The organism is Bradyrhizobium sp. BLXBL-03, from assembly GCF_051853015.1.
Taxonomy (GTDB): Bacteria; Pseudomonadota; Alphaproteobacteria; order Rhizobiales; family Xanthobacteraceae; genus Bradyrhizobium; species Bradyrhizobium manausense.
Map to the genome: position 1 here is coordinate 1881122 of NZ_CP182470.1, position 16798 is coordinate 1897919.

Annotated in this window: 13 protein-coding genes; 8 read left to right on the forward strand and 5 right to left on the reverse strand. The window is 65.5% G+C overall.

What is annotated here, in order from left to right:
• Nucleotides 1–54 precede the first annotated feature (54 nt).
• On the forward strand, nt 55–930 hold the full coding sequence (locus ACNJX9_RS09020; protein ID WP_439408495.1) for a dihydrodipicolinate synthase family protein: 876 nt from the start codon (nt 55–57) through the stop codon (nt 928–930).
• Nucleotides 931–1129: 199 nt separating this feature from the next.
• A complete protein-coding gene (locus ACNJX9_RS09025) occupies nt 1130–3451 on the forward strand; it encodes a xanthine dehydrogenase family protein molybdopterin-binding subunit (RefSeq protein ID WP_439408496.1) in 2322 nt (773 codons plus the stop codon).
• Between the two features lie 120 nt (nt 3452–3571).
• Here ACNJX9_RS09025 and ACNJX9_RS09030 read toward each other — a convergent pair whose 3' ends face one another.
• Genes ACNJX9_RS09030 through ACNJX9_RS09040 form a run of 3 tightly spaced genes read right to left on the reverse strand, consistent with a single transcriptional unit; the run spans nt 3572 to nt 6786 of the window.
• Nucleotides 3572–4768: an acyl-CoA dehydrogenase family protein gene (locus ACNJX9_RS09030; protein WP_439408497.1), complete on the reverse strand. Its 1197-nt coding sequence runs from the start codon at nt 4766–4768 to the stop codon at nt 3572–3574.
• Between the two features lie 12 nt (nt 4769–4780).
• On the reverse strand, nt 4781–5929 hold the full coding sequence (locus tag ACNJX9_RS09035; RefSeq protein ID WP_439408498.1) for an acyl-CoA dehydrogenase family protein: 1149 nt from the start codon (nt 5927–5929) through the stop codon (nt 4781–4783).
• A gap of 5 nt (nt 5930–5934) precedes the next feature.
• A complete protein-coding gene (locus tag ACNJX9_RS09040; RefSeq protein WP_439408499.1) occupies nt 5935–6786 on the reverse strand; it encodes an enoyl-CoA hydratase in 852 nt (283 codons plus the stop codon).
• Between the two features lie 174 nt (nt 6787–6960).
• On the opposite strand from ACNJX9_RS09040, the gene ACNJX9_RS09045 reads away from it, so the two are divergent.
• The 6 genes from ACNJX9_RS09045 (at nt 6961) to ACNJX9_RS09070 (ending at nt 12282) form a co-directional block, all read left to right on the forward strand.
• Complete coding sequence (locus ACNJX9_RS09045) at nt 6961–7569, forward strand: LemA family protein (RefSeq protein WP_057744646.1); 609 nt, start codon at nt 6961–6963, stop codon at nt 7567–7569.
• Nucleotides 7570–7769: 200 nt separating this feature from the next.
• Nucleotides 7770–8657, forward strand: a complete 888-nt coding sequence (locus ACNJX9_RS09050; protein ID WP_439408500.1) for a TPM domain-containing protein — start codon at nt 7770–7772, stop codon at nt 8655–8657.
• Between the two features lie 2 nt (nt 8658–8659).
• A complete protein-coding gene (locus ACNJX9_RS09055) occupies nt 8660–9157 on the forward strand; it encodes a TPM domain-containing protein (protein ID WP_439408501.1) in 498 nt (165 codons plus the stop codon).
• Nucleotides 9158–9421: 264 nt separating this feature from the next.
• Nucleotides 9422–10459, forward strand: a complete 1038-nt coding sequence (locus ACNJX9_RS09060) for a hypothetical protein (RefSeq protein ID WP_439410029.1) — start codon at nt 9422–9424, stop codon at nt 10457–10459.
• Between the two features lie 93 nt (nt 10460–10552).
• Nucleotides 10553–12091: a hypothetical protein gene (locus ACNJX9_RS09065; protein WP_439408502.1), complete on the forward strand. Its 1539-nt coding sequence runs from the start codon at nt 10553–10555 to the stop codon at nt 12089–12091.
• Between the two features lie 26 nt (nt 12092–12117).
• Entirely contained in the window at nt 12118–12282 is a 165-nt protein-coding gene (locus ACNJX9_RS09070; RefSeq protein ID WP_439408503.1) for a hypothetical protein, read from the forward strand.
• A 120-nt stretch (nt 12283–12402) separates the two neighbouring features.
• Here the strand turns inward: ACNJX9_RS09070 and ACNJX9_RS09075 are convergent, their stop codons facing one another.
• Nucleotides 12403–13608, reverse strand: a complete 1206-nt coding sequence (locus tag ACNJX9_RS09075) for a CaiB/BaiF CoA transferase family protein (RefSeq protein WP_057744661.1) — start codon at nt 13606–13608, stop codon at nt 12403–12405.
• A gap of 115 nt (nt 13609–13723) precedes the next feature.
• Complete coding sequence (gene putA, locus ACNJX9_RS09080; RefSeq protein ID WP_439408504.1) at nt 13724–16723, reverse strand: bifunctional proline dehydrogenase/L-glutamate gamma-semialdehyde dehydrogenase PutA; 3000 nt, start codon at nt 16721–16723, stop codon at nt 13724–13726.
• Between the last annotated feature and the right edge of the window lie 75 nt (nt 16724–16798).

Consider the following 16798-nt stretch of genomic DNA (forward strand, 5'->3'; position numbering starts at 1 on the left):
GATGGATCGCGCGCTGCCAGACTGGACTCAGCTTCCCCCGGACTTTTTCCCGACATGACCGATTTTCGCGGCGTCTTCCCCTATCTCGTCTCGCCCGTCAGTGCTGATGGCGCGGTGCGGACCGATGTGCTCGCAAGGCTCTGCGACGATCTGATCGGCGCCGGTGTGCATGGGCTGACACCGCTCGGCTCGACCGGCGAGTTCGCCTATCTCAATGCCGCGCAGCGGATGGCGGTTGTGCAGACCACGATCGAGGCTGCGAAGCGCCGCGTGCCAGTTGTGGCGGGCGTCGCCTCAACCTCGACGGCCGATGCGGTGGCGCAGGCGCAGGCCTATCAAAAGCTTGGTGCCGACGGCATCCTGGCAATCCTCGAAGCCTATTTTCCGCTTCCTGACGCCCAGGTCGAATCCTATTTCCGCAGCATCGCCGATGCCGTGGACATTCCCGTCGTCATCTACACCAATCCGCAATTCCAGCGCTCCGACCTCACCCTCGACGTCATCGCGCGCCTCGCCGAGCATCCGCGCATCGGCTACATCAAGGACGCCTCGACCAACACCGGGCGGCTGCTCTCGATCATGAACCGCTGCGGCGATTCCTTGCGCGTGTTCTCGGCCTCCGCCCATATCCCGGCCGCAGTGATGCTGATCGGTGGCCTCGGCTGGATGGCGGGGCCGGCCTGCATCATCCCGCGCCAGAGCGTTGCGCTCTACGACCTTTGCCAGGCGGGCCGCTGGGGCGAGGCCATGGCGCTGCAGCGCCGGCTGTGGCGCATCAACGAGGCCTTCGCCCGCTTCAACCTTGCCGCCTGCATCAAGGCTGGCCTTGCGATCCAGGGCTACGACGTCGGCGATCCCATCCCGCCGCAGGCGCCGCTCACGGCCGATGCGCGCAAGGTGGTGGAAGCGGCGTTGCGAGAGCTGCGGTGATCGTCATTCCGGGGCGATGCGCAGCATCGAACCCGGAATCTCGAGATTCCGGGTTCGTCCTTCGGACGCCCCGGAATGACGATGATCTTCGGGGCATGACAAATCCGTGGTCCGACCGCCTAAAACCGTGGCTGGCATGCTCCCGATCGATCCGCTAAAAGGCTGCCCGCGTTTCAAGACACCCCGAGGACCCCACGGAATGAACATTCTTCCCGGCAATTTGCGTTTCGGAGCAGGCCAGCCCGTCAAGCGTTTGGAAGACCAGCGGCTGCTCACCGGGAAGGGGCAATTCATCGACGACAAGCCGGAAGATGGCGCGCTGTGGTTGCACGTGCTGCGCTCGCCACACGCGCACGCGACGATCATCTCGATCGACACCGGCGCTGCCGCGTCGATGCCTGGCGTCACCGCGATCTACACCGGCGCCGATCTGATCAAGGACGATATCGGCACCATTCCGACGCTCAGCATCTTCAAGCGGCCCGATGGCAAGCCGATGACGGTGCCGCCGCGGCGACTGCTCGCTCATGACGTGGTGCGTTACACCGGCGAGGCGGTGGCGGCAGTGGTGGCGTCGTCGCGTGCGGAGGCCCAGAGCGCGGCCGAGGCGATTGTGATCGAATACGACGTGCAGCCCGCCGTGGTCGATCCCGTCGAGGCCGTCAAGCCCGGTGCGCCGGTGGTGTGGCCTGACGCGCCCGACAACATTGTCGGCGCGATGAGCTATGGCGACGCCGCCAAGGTGGATGAGGCCTTTGCCAAGGCCGCGTACACCGTCGAGCTCGATCTCGTCAGCCAGCGTCTGGTGCCCTCCGCCATGGAGCCGCGCTCGACCATTGCCGAGATCGACAAGAAGACCGGCCGTCTCCTGCTGCATGTGCAGTCGCAGACCCCGGCCTCGACCCGCGACGTGCTCGCCGAAGCCGTGCTGAAGCGTCCCAAGGACAGCGTGCGCGTGCTCGTCGGCGACATCGGCGGCGGCTTTGGCCAGAAGACCAACCTCTATCCGGAAGACGGCATCGTCGCCTATGTCGCGACCAAGCTGAACAAGAAGATCCGCTGGCGCGGCGATCGCACCGACGAGTTCGTCGGCGGCACCCATGGCCGCGATCTCACTTCGACCGCGTCCTTCGCGCTGGACGAGAAAGGCAAGGTGCTGGCCTATCGCGTCAAGTCGATCGGTTGCACCGGCGCGTACTCGTCGGGCGCCGCGAACATCATTCCGCTGGTGCTTGGACCGTTCGTGCAGACCGGCGTCTATGACCTGCCGCTGGTGCATTTCGAGGTCAAGTCGGTGATGACCCACACTGCGCCGGTCGGAGCCTATCGTGGTGCTGGTCGCCCCGAAGCGGTCTTCATCGTCGAGCGCCTGTTGGACGCTGCCGCGCGAAAAATCGGCATGGATCCGCGCGCAATCCGGAAGGCAAACTACATCAAGCCCGGTCAACTGCCCTACACCAATGCAGTCGGGCAGGTTTACGATTCCGGTGCCTTCGCGCACATGCTCGACCGGGCCGCGAAGCTTGCAGACTGGGACGGCTTCGTCGCGCGCAAGAAGGCCGCGAAGAAGAAGGGCCTGCTTTATGGTCGTGGCCTCACGTCGTACATCGAATGGACCGGCGGCCGCGCCCATACCGAGAAGGTCAGCCTGCACGCGACCGCGCAGGGCCGCGTCGTCCTGCATTCCGGCACCATGGCGATGGGGCAGGGGCTGCAGACCACCTACACCCAGATGATCTCCGACACGCTCGGGATCGCCATGGACAAGATCGACGTCGTGCAGGGTGACACGGATCTCGCGATGGGTTTTGGCAGCGTCGGCTCGCGTTCGCTGTTCGTCGGGGGCACTGCCGTTGCGGTCTCCTCCAACGACCTGATCCAGAAGGCGCGCGAAAAGGCGGCCAACGTGCTGGAGACTTCGATCGAGGACATCGAATATCAGGGCGGCATGCTCACCGTGGTCGGCACCGACCGCCGCATCAGCCTGTTCGATCTCGCGGAGAAGGAGACCGGCGCCAGGCTCAGCGTCGATTCCGAAGGTGAGGTTGACGGGCCGAGCTGGCCGAACGGCACCCATATCTGCGAGGTCGAGATCGACCCTGAGACTGGCGTGTCCAAGGTCGTGCGCTACACCACCGTCGACGATGTCGGCGTTGCCGTGAACCCGATGCTGGTGACAGGGCAGATCCATGGCGGCGTCGCGCAAGGCATCGGCCAGGCGCTGTATGAAGGCGTCTCCTACGATGCCGACGGCCAGCTCCTCACCGCGAGCTACCAGGACTATTGCATCCCCCGCGCCGACGACGTGCCGCCGATCGTGGTGACGCTGGACGATTCCGCGCCCTGCCGCACCAATCCGCTCGGCGCCAAGGGCTGCGGCGAATCCGGCGCCATCGGCGGCCCGCCCTGCGTCACCAACGGCGTGATGGACGCACTCGCCGAACTCGGCATCACCCAGCTCAACACGCCACTGACGCCGCAGAAGATCTGGAAGGCGATCAGGGACGCGAAGGCGAGCTAAGACTTTTAATCACGCGTCATTGCGAGCGCAGCGAAGCAATCCAGAATCCCTCCGCGGAAGCAGTCTGGATTGCTTCGTCGCAAGGGCTCCTCGCAATGACGGGCGAGAGAGATGCGCCCCTCAAATCCCCAGCATCATCTTCGCGATAATATCGCGCTGGATCTCCGAGGTGCCGCCGAAGATCGTGTAGGCGCGGCCGTTGAGATATTCCGGCACCACCGTCAACATCTCCTCGGGCAGCGCGGGCTCGTGATTGAGCTTGTAGAGCGGGCGCATCGGCTCGACGGCGAGCGCGTCGTGGCCGATCACGTCGACCCCTAGCCGCGTCACGGCCTGCCGGATCTCGCTGTTGCGCAGCTTCAGGATTGACGAGACCGCTCCGGGATTTTGTCCGGTCTGCAGCGCGGAGAGCACGCGCAGTTCGGTCATTTCAAGCGCGTCGATGTCGATCTCGACCTCGGAGATGCGGGTCGCGATATCGGGGCTGTCGATGGCGCGCCCCGTCAGATCGGACTCCGCGAGCTCGGTGATCGCGCGCAGCCCCTCGCGCAGCTTGGCTGATGCAATGCCGGAGCCGCGCTCGAATTCGAGCAGGTATTTGCCATAGGTCCAGCCCTTGCCTTCATCGCCGACCCGGTTGGCCACGGGCACGCGCACGTCGTCGAAGAACACCTGGTTGACCTCGTGGTCGCCGCCGATGGTGAGGATCGGGCGCGTGGTGATCCCGGGCGTCTTCATGTCGATCAGGATGAAGCTGATGCCGTCCTGCTGCCGCGGGCCGTCGCTGGTGCGCACCAGCGCGAACATGCGGTTGGCGTGGTGGGCATGCGTGGTCCAGATCTTGGTGCCGTTGACGATGTAGTCGTCGCCGTCGCGCACAGCGCGCGTCTTCAGCGACGACAGGTCCGAGCCGGAGCCCGGTTCGGAATAGCCCTGGCACCAATAATCCTCGCCGGAGAGAATCCGCGGCAGGTAGAAATTCTTCTGCTCAGGGCTGCCGAAGCCGATGATGACGGGGCCGACCATCTTCACGCCCATCACATTCACATTCGGCACACCGGCGCGTGCACATTCGCTCTCGAAGATCCAGCGCTGCGCCGGGGTCCAATCGGGACCGCCATATTCGACCGGCCAGCCCGGCGCGCCCCAGCCGCGGTCGTGCAGCGCGCGCTGCCAGGCCATGCCGATATCGGGATCGGAGAACACCGACGGCGTCAGAGCGGTCGCGCGCTTCATCTCGTCGGTGAGATTCTTCGCAATGAAGCTGCGCACCTCGCTCTGGAAGGCGCGCTCTTCGGCATTGAACGACAGGTCCATGATGCGCTCCTCTCAGGCCGAAGCGGTGCTGCGGCCAAGCTCGGCGTGGCGGCTGTAGTGGTGCGCGGTGCCGCCGAACAGCGTGTCGAAGGCGACGAGCCGCTTGAAATAGGCGCCGACCTCGAGCTCCTCGGTGACGCCCATGCCGCCATGAAGCTGGATCGACTGCTCGCCCACGAAGCGGGCGCATTTGCCGATCTTCGCCTTGGCGGCCGAAGCTGCGCGGGCCCGCTCAACCGGCGCGCTATCCGCCTTCAGCGCGGCGCGCAGCGCCATCGAGCGTGCCTCGTCGAGCTGGATCGCCATATCGGCGAGGCGATGGCGGATCACCTGGTTGGCGGACAGGGGCCGGCCGAACTGCTTGCGGATCTTGGTGTACTCGAGCGTGGTGTCGAGCAGGGTCTGCATGATGCCGACGGCCTCCGCACCAAGCGCAGCCATCGCGCGATCGACGGCCCATTCGATCGCCGGCAGCGCGTCGTTGCCGTCACCGAGCAGTGCATCCTCCGACAAATGCAGGTCGGACAGCTCGATGTTGCACGCGCGCCCGCCGCCGAGGCGCGGATAGTCGGAGATCGCAAGGCCAGAGGCGGTCGCCGGCACCAGGAACAGGCCGATCCGTCCCGAGGGTCCGCGATGATCGTGCAGATGCGCGGAGACGATGATCTCGTCGGCGGCATGGCCGTCGAGCACGGCGATCTTGCTGCCGGTCAGGCGCCAGCCGTTGGCTGACTTGGTCGCTGATGTCACGATCTTGGCGAGATCGAACCGCGCGGCCCGCTCGGAATGCGCGAAGGCGAGCTTCATTGAGCCGTCCGCGATCTTGGGCAGGCTCGCCTGCTTCTGCGCCGTGCTGCCGCATCGCTCGATCAGCGCGGCGCCAAGCACGACCGTCGCGACATAGGGCTCGCACACCAGCCCGCGGCCAAAGGCTTCCATCAAGATGCCGATCTCGATCGGACCGCCACTGAGCCCGCCAAACTCTTCCGGGATCGGCAGCGCCAGCCAGCCGAGCTCGGCGAACTGTTTCCACACATGAGGGCTGAAGCCGAGCGGATCGTTCGTCATCTTGCGGCGGTGGTCGGCATCGTAGCTCTCGGCCACGAAGCGCTCCGCGCTCTCGCGCAGCAGCTTTTGCTCGTCACTGAGATTGAGATCCATGGCGCTTATTCCGCGGCGGCCGGCTTGCGCACTGAGGGATGCAATCCGGATGGATCGACCACCATGCCGAACTCCTGAAGATTATGGGCATGACAGAGCTGATGCAGGGCAAAGGCCTGATCGATTGCGGCGGGCTGCCCCATCACGTCGACGGAACGGTTCACCGCTTCCTTGGTCAGCTTCAGCGCAAAGGACGGCTTTGACGCGATCCGCCGCGCCAGTTCCAGCACGCGTGCGGGCAATTCCGCGCGCGGCACGACCTGGTTGACCATGCCGAGCTGGTGCGCCTCCTCGGCGCTCCAGCTGTCGGCCGTGAACAGGAATTCCTTGGCCTTGCGCGGGCCGAGTTCCCAGGGATGCGCGAACCATTCGACACCGCAAACGCCCATGGTGACGACGGGGTCGCAAAACTGCGCATCATCGCTGGCGACGATGAGGTCGCAGGCCCAGGCCAGCATCAGGCCGCCCGCAATGCATTTGCCGTGCACTTCCGCGATGGTCGGCTTCGCCAGATTGCGCCAGCGCCGCGTGATCTGGAGATATATTTCCTGCTCGCGCGCAAAGCGGCCGTGGGCGTTCGCCTCGGCAAAGCCGCCCCAATGTCCTATCGGCGGAAAGTCTGTGCCCGCGGCATTCTTAGCCCCGGGGCGCAGGTCATGACCGGAGGAGAAGTGCGGGCCGTTGCCGGCGAGAATGATGACCTTGACCGTATCGTCCTGAACCGCTTCGTCGAAGGCGGCGTTGAGATCGTAGGTCATTTGCAGATTCTGCGCGTTGCGCGCGTCGGGGCGGTTCATCACGAGCCGGGCGATCGCCGGCTCCGGCCGCTCCACGAGGATGGTCTCGAACGAGGACATGGCGCGCTCCCCTGCTGTTTTTCGTCTTGTTTGTCGTGAGTTGACTATGTCGCGTGGTGATAGGCAAGGGGCTTGCGTCAGCCGGCTACGTGTCGCGCGCGTCCGCGCGGGACATCTGGCGTTGTATGCGCTCGATCTGGTAGTTTGCGGGCCGATTCCACCTGGAGAAATTTGATGCGCAAGATCCTGACCGTGCTGGCGGCGCTGGCCTCGCTCAGCCTCACCAATTGCGGCTACAACGCGATCCAGAGCCAGGATGAGCAGATCAAGGCCAACTGGTCCGAGGTGGTGAACCAGTATCAGCGCCGCGCCGATCTCGTGCCCAACCTGGTCAACTCGGTGAAGGGCTTTGCGCAGCAGGAGAAGGACGTGCTGCTCGGCGTCACCAATGCCCGCGCCAAGGTCGGCAGCATCCAGGCGACGCCCGAGGTGCTGAACGATCCCGCCGCCTTGCAGAAATTCCAGGCCGCCCAGGGCGAGTTGTCCAGCGCGCTGTCGCGCCTCCTCGTGGTCACGGAAAACTATCCGCAGCTGAAGTCGGATGCGCTGTTCAAGGATCTGATGTCGCAGCTCGAGGGCACCGAAAACCGCATCACGGTCGCGCGCAACCGCTACATCAAGTCGGTGCAGGATTATAACGTCAGCATTCGCTCATTCCCGAGCAACCTCACGGCGATGATGTTCGGCTACAAGGAAAAGCCGAACTTCACCGTCGAGAACGAGAAGGAAATCTCGACCGCGCCGAAGGTCGACTTCAACACCGCGCCCGCGCCGTCGAAGTAGGCGCGCTGTTACGCATGGGCTTCACCCCACCCACCGCCGTCATTCCCCGCGACCCGGCTACGCCAAGGCTTCGCCTAGGTTTCGGTCTTGGGCGCGCCGAAGCTTTAGCGCAGGCGGCACGCGCGAAATCCAGTACGCCGGGGCTTCTCCGTATCTCGCCGGCGGATCTGGAATACTGGATCGCCCGGTCAAGCCGGGCGATGACATTGCGTGTGTGGTGTGCGGCGATCGTCGCAACGCTCCTCATAGCTTTCGCCTCACTTGCCGTCGCCGACGTCGCTGTCCCCCAGCTCACCGGCCGCGTGGTCGACCAGACCGGCACGCTATCGAGCAGCGACATCGCCGCGCTGTCGCAGAAGCTGCGCGATTTCGAGACGCGCAAGGGCAGCCAGATCGCGGTGCTGATCGTGCCGACGACGGACCCGGAGACGATCGAGCAGTTCTCGATCCGCGTCGCGGAGGCCTGGAAGATCGGCCGCAAGAAGGTCGACGACGGCGCGATCCTGGTGGTCGCCAAGAACGACCGGCACTTGCGCATCGAGGTCGGCTACGGCCTCGAAGGCGCGCTCACCGACGTCACGTCGCGGCGGATCATCGACGAGGTCATCACGCCGAAATTCCGGGAGGGCGATTTCGCCGGCGGCATCTCGGCCGGCGTCGACCGGATGATGCGTGTCGTCGACGGCGAGCCGCTGCCGGCTCCCTCGCGCAGCGTGAATTTTGCCAATCTGGACGACATCGGGCCGCTTGCCCCGTTCGCCCTGTTTGCTTCACTCATCGTCGGCGGCATCCTGCGCTCGCTGCTGGGACGGCTGCTGGGCTCGGTCGCAACCGGCGGCGTGATCGGCCTCCTGGCACTGCTCATTCTGGGATCCGGTGCGCTGGCCCTGCTCGCCGGGATCATCGCCTTTGTGCTGTCCTTCATCGCCGATCTGTTTCCGGCATCGACAGGGCCGTCGCGGGGCGGGTCGTGGTCGAGCGGCTCCTCCTCCGGCGGCTGGAGCAGCGGGTCGTCGTCCAGCGACAGCGGCAGCTTCAGCGGGGGCGGCGGCAGCTTCGGTGGCGGCGGCGCCTCGGGGAGCTGGTAGTCATGGGCATCGGGCGTATCACCAGGCATCTGCTCCAGCACCATTGGCGCGCGAAGCAAGTGTTTCCGCAAGATGTGCTCGACCGTATCGAGCAGGCGATCAAGCAAAGCGAAACCACGCATTCCGGCCAGGTTCGTTTCGTCGTCGAAGGCGCGCTCGACGGCCGGCCGCTATTCCGCAATCAGCACGCGCGCGAGCGCGCGCTCGATGTGTTCTCGCATTTGCGCATCTGGGATACCGCGCATAACAACGGCGTGCTGATCTACCTGCTGCTCGCCGACCGCGACGTCGAGATCATCGCCGATCGCGGCATCGATGCGAAGGTGGGCGCGGCCGGCTGCGAAGCGATCTGCCGCGCGATGGAGGCCGAGTTCGCCGCGGGCCAGTTCGAGCGCGGCGTGATCGCCGGCATCGCGGCGGTGTCGCGCGAACTGGCGAAGCATTTCCCGCCGGGAGGGGTGCATCCGAACGAGCTGCCGGATAAGCCGGTGGTGATGTGAGCTCCAACGTCGTCCTGGCGAAAGCCAGGACGACAGCCTGCCTCAAACATCCAGCTGGTTCAAATCCCGCACCGCCTGCCGCGGGGCAGCATCGTCTGACGATTTGTTGCACGCCGCCACGCCGGTTCCATTTTCCCGGCTCAATTCGGCCTCGGACGAGTTCCTAAAATTTCGGTAAGCGGGTCCCGAGGTAAGGAATTCGCAAGCAATGAAAGTTACCAAAAGGTCAACCCAGACTGGAGTATTTGAGCCGTGAGCGAACCTATGTCCGACCTGGCCGGCCAAGGGACCAATGACCGGGCGAACGACCGGACTGGCGCCGTTGACGCCGCCGCCGGCATCGAGGCCCCCTCGATCGCCCCCGACCATGAGACGCCGCCCAAACCTGATCCGGTAATGGCTGATCCGGTCAAGGCGGATGCCCCGAAGGTCGAGCCGCCAAAGATCGAGGTCCCGAAGTTCGAAGCTCAAGCCGAACCCAAGCCCGAGACCAGAACTGAGACCAAAGCAGAGGCAGATCCCGGCAGGCTGATCGTGATGGCGCCGGCGGCGCGGTCCTGGGACCGCGAAGAGTACGCCCCGCATGTCAAGGCCGAGGAGATCAGCGACACCGGCAGCAAGCGCCGCCTGTCGGCGATGGCCGCGGTCGTCGCGATCGCGGCTTGCGTCGGCGCCGTCAGCGGCGCGCTTGCGACCGTCGGCATGATGCATTTCGCAGCCAGCCCGGCGCCGGTCCAGGTCGCCGATACCAGCGCGCTGGATGCCTCCGTCGCCCGGATCGATGCCGATATCGTGGCGCTCAAGGCCAATGTCGAGCACACTTCGAAGACCGGCCTCAGCCAGTTCAACCGCGCCAATGACCGTCTCGACAAGCTCGAGAAGGCGCAGGCCGAGCCGTTGGCCAGGCTGGCGAAACTGTCGGAGACCGTCGACAAGCTCCGCGCCACGCCGCCGGCCGCCCCCGTGCAGGCCGCCGCCGCGCCCGCGAAGGAGACCACTGGCACGATCGCGCCGGCCCCGACCCAGGTCGCGACGGCCGCTGCTGCGCCGGCTGCCGTGCCGGTTCCCGCGACTGCCGCGCCCAAGACCGAGGTCAAGACGGAAGTCGGTCGCCTGCCGACGATCGACGGCTGGAGGCTCCGCGACGTCGCCAATGGCGGTGCGCTGATCGAAGGCCGGGGCGGCCTGTACGAGGTTTATGCCGGCGATCCCATCCCCGGTCTCGGCCGCGTCGATGCGATCCGGCGCCAGGACGGCCACTGGGTGGTGGTCACGCCCCGAGGCCTGATCGTCGCGCGCTAAACGTCCGATATGCGACTTTCGAAGAGGCGCTTCACCACCGTGTGAGGCGCCTTTTTGCTTGAATAGGCTGTCAGGCGCGGTGTTAGTGGAGGCATGAGCCGCGCGCTGCGAATTCTCCTGGCTGGCATATTGTTGTTGGGCAGCGTCATGTCGCTCTCGGCAGCGGAGAACGCGCTGCTCGTCCGCGGCACAGCGATCACCGATCCTGATGTGCTGAAGAGGCTCGATCAGGACGACGTGCTGACGATCTCGCGCCTGCTCTGGCCGGAACGCAATGCGAATTTTCCGCTGACGAACGATCAGCTGTTCGCCTGGCTGCCGCAGCTCAGGGACATTCCGCCGGCCATCGATGCCGAGTTCGACCGCTACATTGCCCGGCACAAGGCGGTTTCGGCGAGCGAGACCATCGGCGTCGGCGACGGCTTCGACGTCCAGCTGTTCGATCGTTCCAGTCTGAAATCCGCCGACACACGCTTCGTGCTGGCCGGCATCGTCAACCGCATGGACCGCGCCTATGTCTCGGAGGAATCCTGCGGCGAGATCCGGCTGATCTATCGCCTGGCGCGGTTCGGGCCCGGGCCGGATGGTGGCAGCACCGCGACGCGCCTGCCGATGACGTTGAACCTGGTGATGAAGGCGCGCGATGCGCGCCAGACCGATGGAAGCGGCAAGCCCATCACCTGCGCCGAACTGGCGCGGCGCTGGCTCGACAATGGCGACTGGCAGAGCCTGATCGGCAGCCGCACTGCGCCCTACGATGCGATGATCGATCGCATCGAGACCAACATCCAGATCTCGATCGCGCCAAAATCGGCGCTGCACGATTTCCGCTCCGACTATCTGCTCAAGGTGTTCAAATACGACGGCGCCACCAGGACCTTCGTGGAATCGACGCTGGAGAACCAGATCGACCGCGACCGTATCCTGGCCGATGACGCGCTCCGCCACGACTTCAAGGCCTGGCTGCTTGAGCCCGCGAATCTGCGCGCGTTCGACCGGGGCACGGTGCAGATCCCGGAGCAATATCTCGCCAAGGCGGCCGTGGCGCCGACGCCTGCCGGGCTCGATGGCTCAGCGTTGCAGCCGGAGTTCGGCTTGGTTGAAGGCGAGCGCAACAGCGATCCTGTCTTCACCGATGATGACATCGTCGGCGCGCTGAAACAGGCGGCCGCGCGCGGCATCAGCATGGAGAACATCCGCTCGGTCGCGGGCTTCCAGCGCCGTCTCAACGATGTCACCTGTTCCGGCTGCCATCAGACCCGCGGCATCGGCGGGTTTCACTTTCCGGGCGTGGATTGGCTGACGGAGGGGGCGTCGACCGCCACCATTGTGCCGGCCTCGCCGCATTTTGTCGGCGACCAGCTCCGCCGTCGCGACATCCTGACCGCCTTTGCGACCGGCAAACATCCTGATTTTTCACGCGGATTTGCCAGTCGTCCGCAGACACGCGGCAGCCGGGAGTTTGCCGGGACCGAATATCAGGACGGCTGGGGCGCGCATTGTTCCCTGCAAAATGTGGGATCGGGAACGGCCGACAAGAGTTTTACGTCATGGACCTGTACCAAAGGTCTCACCTGTCAGGCTGCGGCGGCTTCAAACCGCATTGGCATGTGCTTCATCAAGACGCGTTAGGCCGCCCCAACCGATTTGGATGATCCATGACGGACACCAGCGACGCCAACAAGCAGCGCAATCGCCAGATTGCGCGCAATGAAGAAGCCAAGCAAGTGACCGGCAGCATCCGCGTCAGCACCTGGGCCGTCGCGGTCTTCGTCATCATCTGCGGCCTCCTGTTCACGCTCGGATGGCTGTCGCTGCGTTAGAGCTCTTTCGACTGAATCCCGGACCGAGCCGCAAGTTCGCCTCGCTCCGCTTGGGATCTCATGCGGCATTGGATTTTGTCGATGATCATACCGCGCTACGGGGTTGGAGAAATCCGCCCCTTAACCCACAGCCCCCTTCGCCCGCAGCTGCTTGATCTCAGCCTCGTCGTATCCCGCGCCACGCAAGATTTCGTCACTGTGCTCGCCGACGCCGGGCGGCTTGCGCGGCTGCACCTTTTTGCTGCCGTCGATCCAGATCGGGGAGTTGATGGTGAGCATGGTGTCGTTCTCGAACGGCACCAGCACCTCGTTGTCGAGCATCTGCTTGTCATCAGGGATGTCGTCCAGGATGGCGACGATGCCGAACACCAGGCCATTGCCGTCGAGGATCTTGCGCCATTCGGCGAGATCCCTGGTCGCAAAGGTTTCGTCAAAGATCTTGATCAGCTCGACCGAGCGGGCGTGACGGTCGGGCTTGGTGGCAAAGCGCGGATCGTTGATCAGGTCCTCTCGTCCGAGGCATTTGGCGAGCGTCGGCCACTGCTTCTCCTCGTTCAGCAGCGACAGGATCAGCCAGCGGCCGTCCTTGCACTGATAGTGGTTGGCGACCGCATTGAGCGCGCGTTCGCGCGGGCGTCGCTCGCCGAACTTGGCGCCGCAGAGCTTTGCCTGCGCCAGCACGCTTGCCGCCCACACGCCGTTGGCCATCAGGTTGGAGGCGACATGCGAGCCCTTGCCGGTCTTCTCGCGCTGATAAAGCGCGGTGACGATCGCACTGTACAGTGCCATGGCGCAGGGATGGTCGCCCATGCCGGCGACCGAGCGGGCCGGCGTCGTGTTGGGATCGGCGCGGACGAGGTCCATCAGGCCGGAACGCGCCCAATAGGCGTTGCTGTCGAAGCCGGGCTTGTTGGCTTCCTCGCCCTTTTCGCCATAGCCGGTGAAGGAGGCATAGATCAGCCGGTCGTTGAGATGGGCGAGATGGTCATAGGTGATGCCGAGCTTGGTCCGCACCGGCGGCGGCATGTTGGTGATGAAGACGTCGGCCTCCTCCACGAGTTTGTAGAGCACGGCCTGCGCCTCCGGCTTGGAGAGATCGAGCGCGAGGCTCTTCTTGTTGCGGGCCTCGAGCAGCCAGGCGAAATTGTGCTCGCCGGTGGGATAGCCGGGCAGATTGGGCAGATTGCGGTAGGGATCGCCAGCGCCGGGCGGCTCGATCTTGATGACATCGGCGCCGAAATCGGACAGCACGGTGGCCGCCGCGGGCGCCGCGATGAAGCTCGCGCAGTCCAGAACCTTGAGTCCTGCAAAAATGCCTTTTTCCATCGCGGCGTTGCTCCCTTGCTCTTGTTGTTTCCCGCCGGCTGGAATTTCTGCGGGTCGCTCGCGGAGGCATTAGACCGATGTTTCGCGAGGATGCAACGGCACCAGACGCAGGGCCTCACTCCTCGCCGGCGAGCAGGGCGGCGTTGCCGCCGGCCGCGGCCGTGTTGATGGTCACGGTCTGCTCGGTGGCGAAGCGCGTCAGATAATGCGGGCCGCCGGCCTTCGGGCCGGTTCCGGACAGGCCATTGCCGCCGAACGGTTGCACCCCGACCACGGCGCCGATCATGTTGCGGTTGACGTAGATGTTGCCGATTTGGACGCGGTCGATGATGGCCTCGACCGTGTCGTCGATGCGCGAGTGGATGCCGACCGTCAGCCCGTAGCCGGTGCGCTCAATCGCCTGCAGGACCCGCGCGAGGGTTTCGGCCCGGTAGCGCACCACATGCAGGATGGGGCCGAACACCTCCTCGGTGAGCTGGCTGGCATCGCGGAGCTCAAAGATGTGCGGCGCGACGAAGCAGCCTTCGGGCGCGATGCCCGCAAAGTGCAGCCGCGCCTCCGTCTTCATCCGCGCGATGTGGGCATCGAGGCGTTGCTTGGCTTCGGCATCGATGACAGGACCGACATGGGTCGCGACCTCCGCGGGATCGCCGATCCTGAGTTCGCGCGCTGCACCCGCGATCATCTCGATCATGCGGTCGGCAACGTCCTCCTGTACGAACAGCAGCCGCAGCGCCGAGCAGCGCTGGCCCGCGGAGCGAAACGCCGAGGTGACGACATCGTCGGCGACCTGCTCGGGCAGCGCGGTCGCATCTGCGATCATGGCATTGATGCCGCCGGTCTCGGCGATCAGCGGCACGATCGGTCCGTCCTTGGCGGCGAGCGTCCGGTTGATGTGGCGCGCAACCTCGGTCGAGCCGGTGAAGACGACGCCGGCGATATCGGGGTGTGCAGTCAGCGCCGCGCCGATGCGGCCGTCGCCGGTGACGAGATGCAGCGCGGTTTTGGGAATGCCGGCCTCATGCAGCAGCGCGACAGCCTCGCGCGCGATGCGCGGTGTCTGCTCGGCGGGTTTTGCCACCACGCTGTTGCCGGCCATCAGCGCCGCCGTGACCTGTCCGAGAAAAATCGCCAGCGGAAAATTCCACGGCGAGATCGCGACGAACACGCCGCGGCCGCGCATGGCGAGCGCATTGCTCTCGCCGGTCGGGCCCGGCATCGCCGTCTCGCCGCCGAACAGTTTTCGCCCCTGCGCGGCGTAGTAGCGGCAGAAATCGGCGGCTTCGCGCAGCTCCGAGAGCGCGTCGTCGAGGGTCTTGCCGCCTTCCGCCTGCAGCAGCGCGATGAAATGCGCGCCGCGGCTCTCAAGCAGATGCGCGGCCTGCTCCAGCGCCGCTGCGCGGGTCCCTGCCGGCGTCCGGCTCCATCCGGCAAAGCCCGCGCGGGCGGCGGCGATCGCCGCGCCTGCTTGATCCGGCGTTGCATTCGCGACCCGCTTGAGGTCGGGCGTCGCGGCCTTGACGTCCGCGAGCAGCCGATCGAGCGCTGCGCGTTCGCCGAATTCGATGCCGGCAGAATTATGCCGCTCCGGCGCGAACAGGTCGCCCGGCAGCGGGATTTTGGCGTGATGCGCGTGATCGGGCCGCACGATGAGATCGACCGGACGCTTCAACAGCGCCGTGACAGGCACGCGATAATCGGCCGCCTGCGCCACGAAGGACGAATTGGCGCCGTTCTCCAAAAGACGCCGCACCAGATAGGCGAGCAAATCGCGGTGGCTTCCGACCGGCGCATAGGTGCGGTAGGCGATCTCGGGGTGATCCTTGGCGAGCTGCTCGTAGAGCGCTTCGCCCATGCCGTGCAGGCGCTGGAACTCGAAGCCGCCGTTAGCGCCGGCGAGCTCCAGCACCGTTGCCACGGTGAGCGCGTTGTGGGTCGCAAATTGCGGAAAGATGCGCGGCCGCAAGCCGAGCAGCTTGGTGGCGCAGGCGACGTAGTTCAGATCCGTCATCGCCTTGCGCGTGAACACCGGATAGCCGTCGAGCCCGCGTTCCTGCGCGCGCTTGATCTCGGTGTCCCAATAGGCACCCTTGACCAGCCGCACCATCAGCTTGCGGTCATGCGCCCGCGCCAGGTCGTGAATGTAGTCGATCACCGCGCCGGCGCGCTTCTGATAGGCCTGGATCGCGAGCCCAAAGCCGTCCCAGCCCGCCAGCGAGGGATCGGCGAGCGTCGCCGCGATCACGTCGAGCGACAGCTCCAGCCGGTCGGCTTCCTCGGCATCGACGGTGAAGTTGAGGTCGTACGTCTTGGCGCGCCGGGCGAGATCCAGCAGTCGCGGCACGAGCTCAGCCATCACACGATCGAGGCTGATTGCCTCGAAGCGCGGATGCAGCGCCGAGAGTTTCACGGAGATGCCCGGCCGGTCGGGCAGGGCATGGTTGCCGGCGGCCTTGCCGATGGTCAGAATCGCGCTGGCATAAGCGTCGAAATAGCGCTCGGCGTCTTCCGCCGTGCGGGCGCCTTCGCCGAGCATGTCGAAGGAGTAGCGCGGCTTCTGGCCGGAGCGCGGCTTGCCCCGCTCCAGCGCCTGTTCGATGGTTTCGCCCAGCACGAAATGATTGCCCATCAGCCGCATCGCCTGGCGCGTCGCAGTGCGCACCGCCGGCGCGCCGAGCCGCTTCACCAAGCGGCCGATGGTGCCGTCGGGCGTCTCGCCGGGCTGGATCACCCGCGCCGACAGGCCAAGCGCCCAGGCCGAGGCGTTGACCAGGAACGCGGTGGACTTGGTCTCGTGATGGATGAAGTCACCCTCGCCGAGCTTGTCCTCGATGAACTGATCGGCAGTGCGGGCATCCGGCACGCGCAGCAGCGCTTCCGCCAGCACCATCAAAGCGAGGCCTTCCTTGGTCGAGAGCGCGAACTCGCGCAGCATGTCCTCGACGCCGCCGAGCCGGTCGTCGCGCTTGCGGATCGCCTCGATCAGCCCCCTCGCCGTGCGGTCGATCCGCGCTTCCTGCGGCGGGCTGAGATGCGCCGACGGAAACAGCCCCGCCGCCATGTCGGCATCATCAGGGGCGTAGGGCGCGGAGAAGGGCGGCGGGATGTTCGGCATGGCATATGTCCTGTGGCTGAGATCCAGGATAAGGCCCGCGTGTCCGTAGTTCGATAGACAAGATAGCCATTTTGC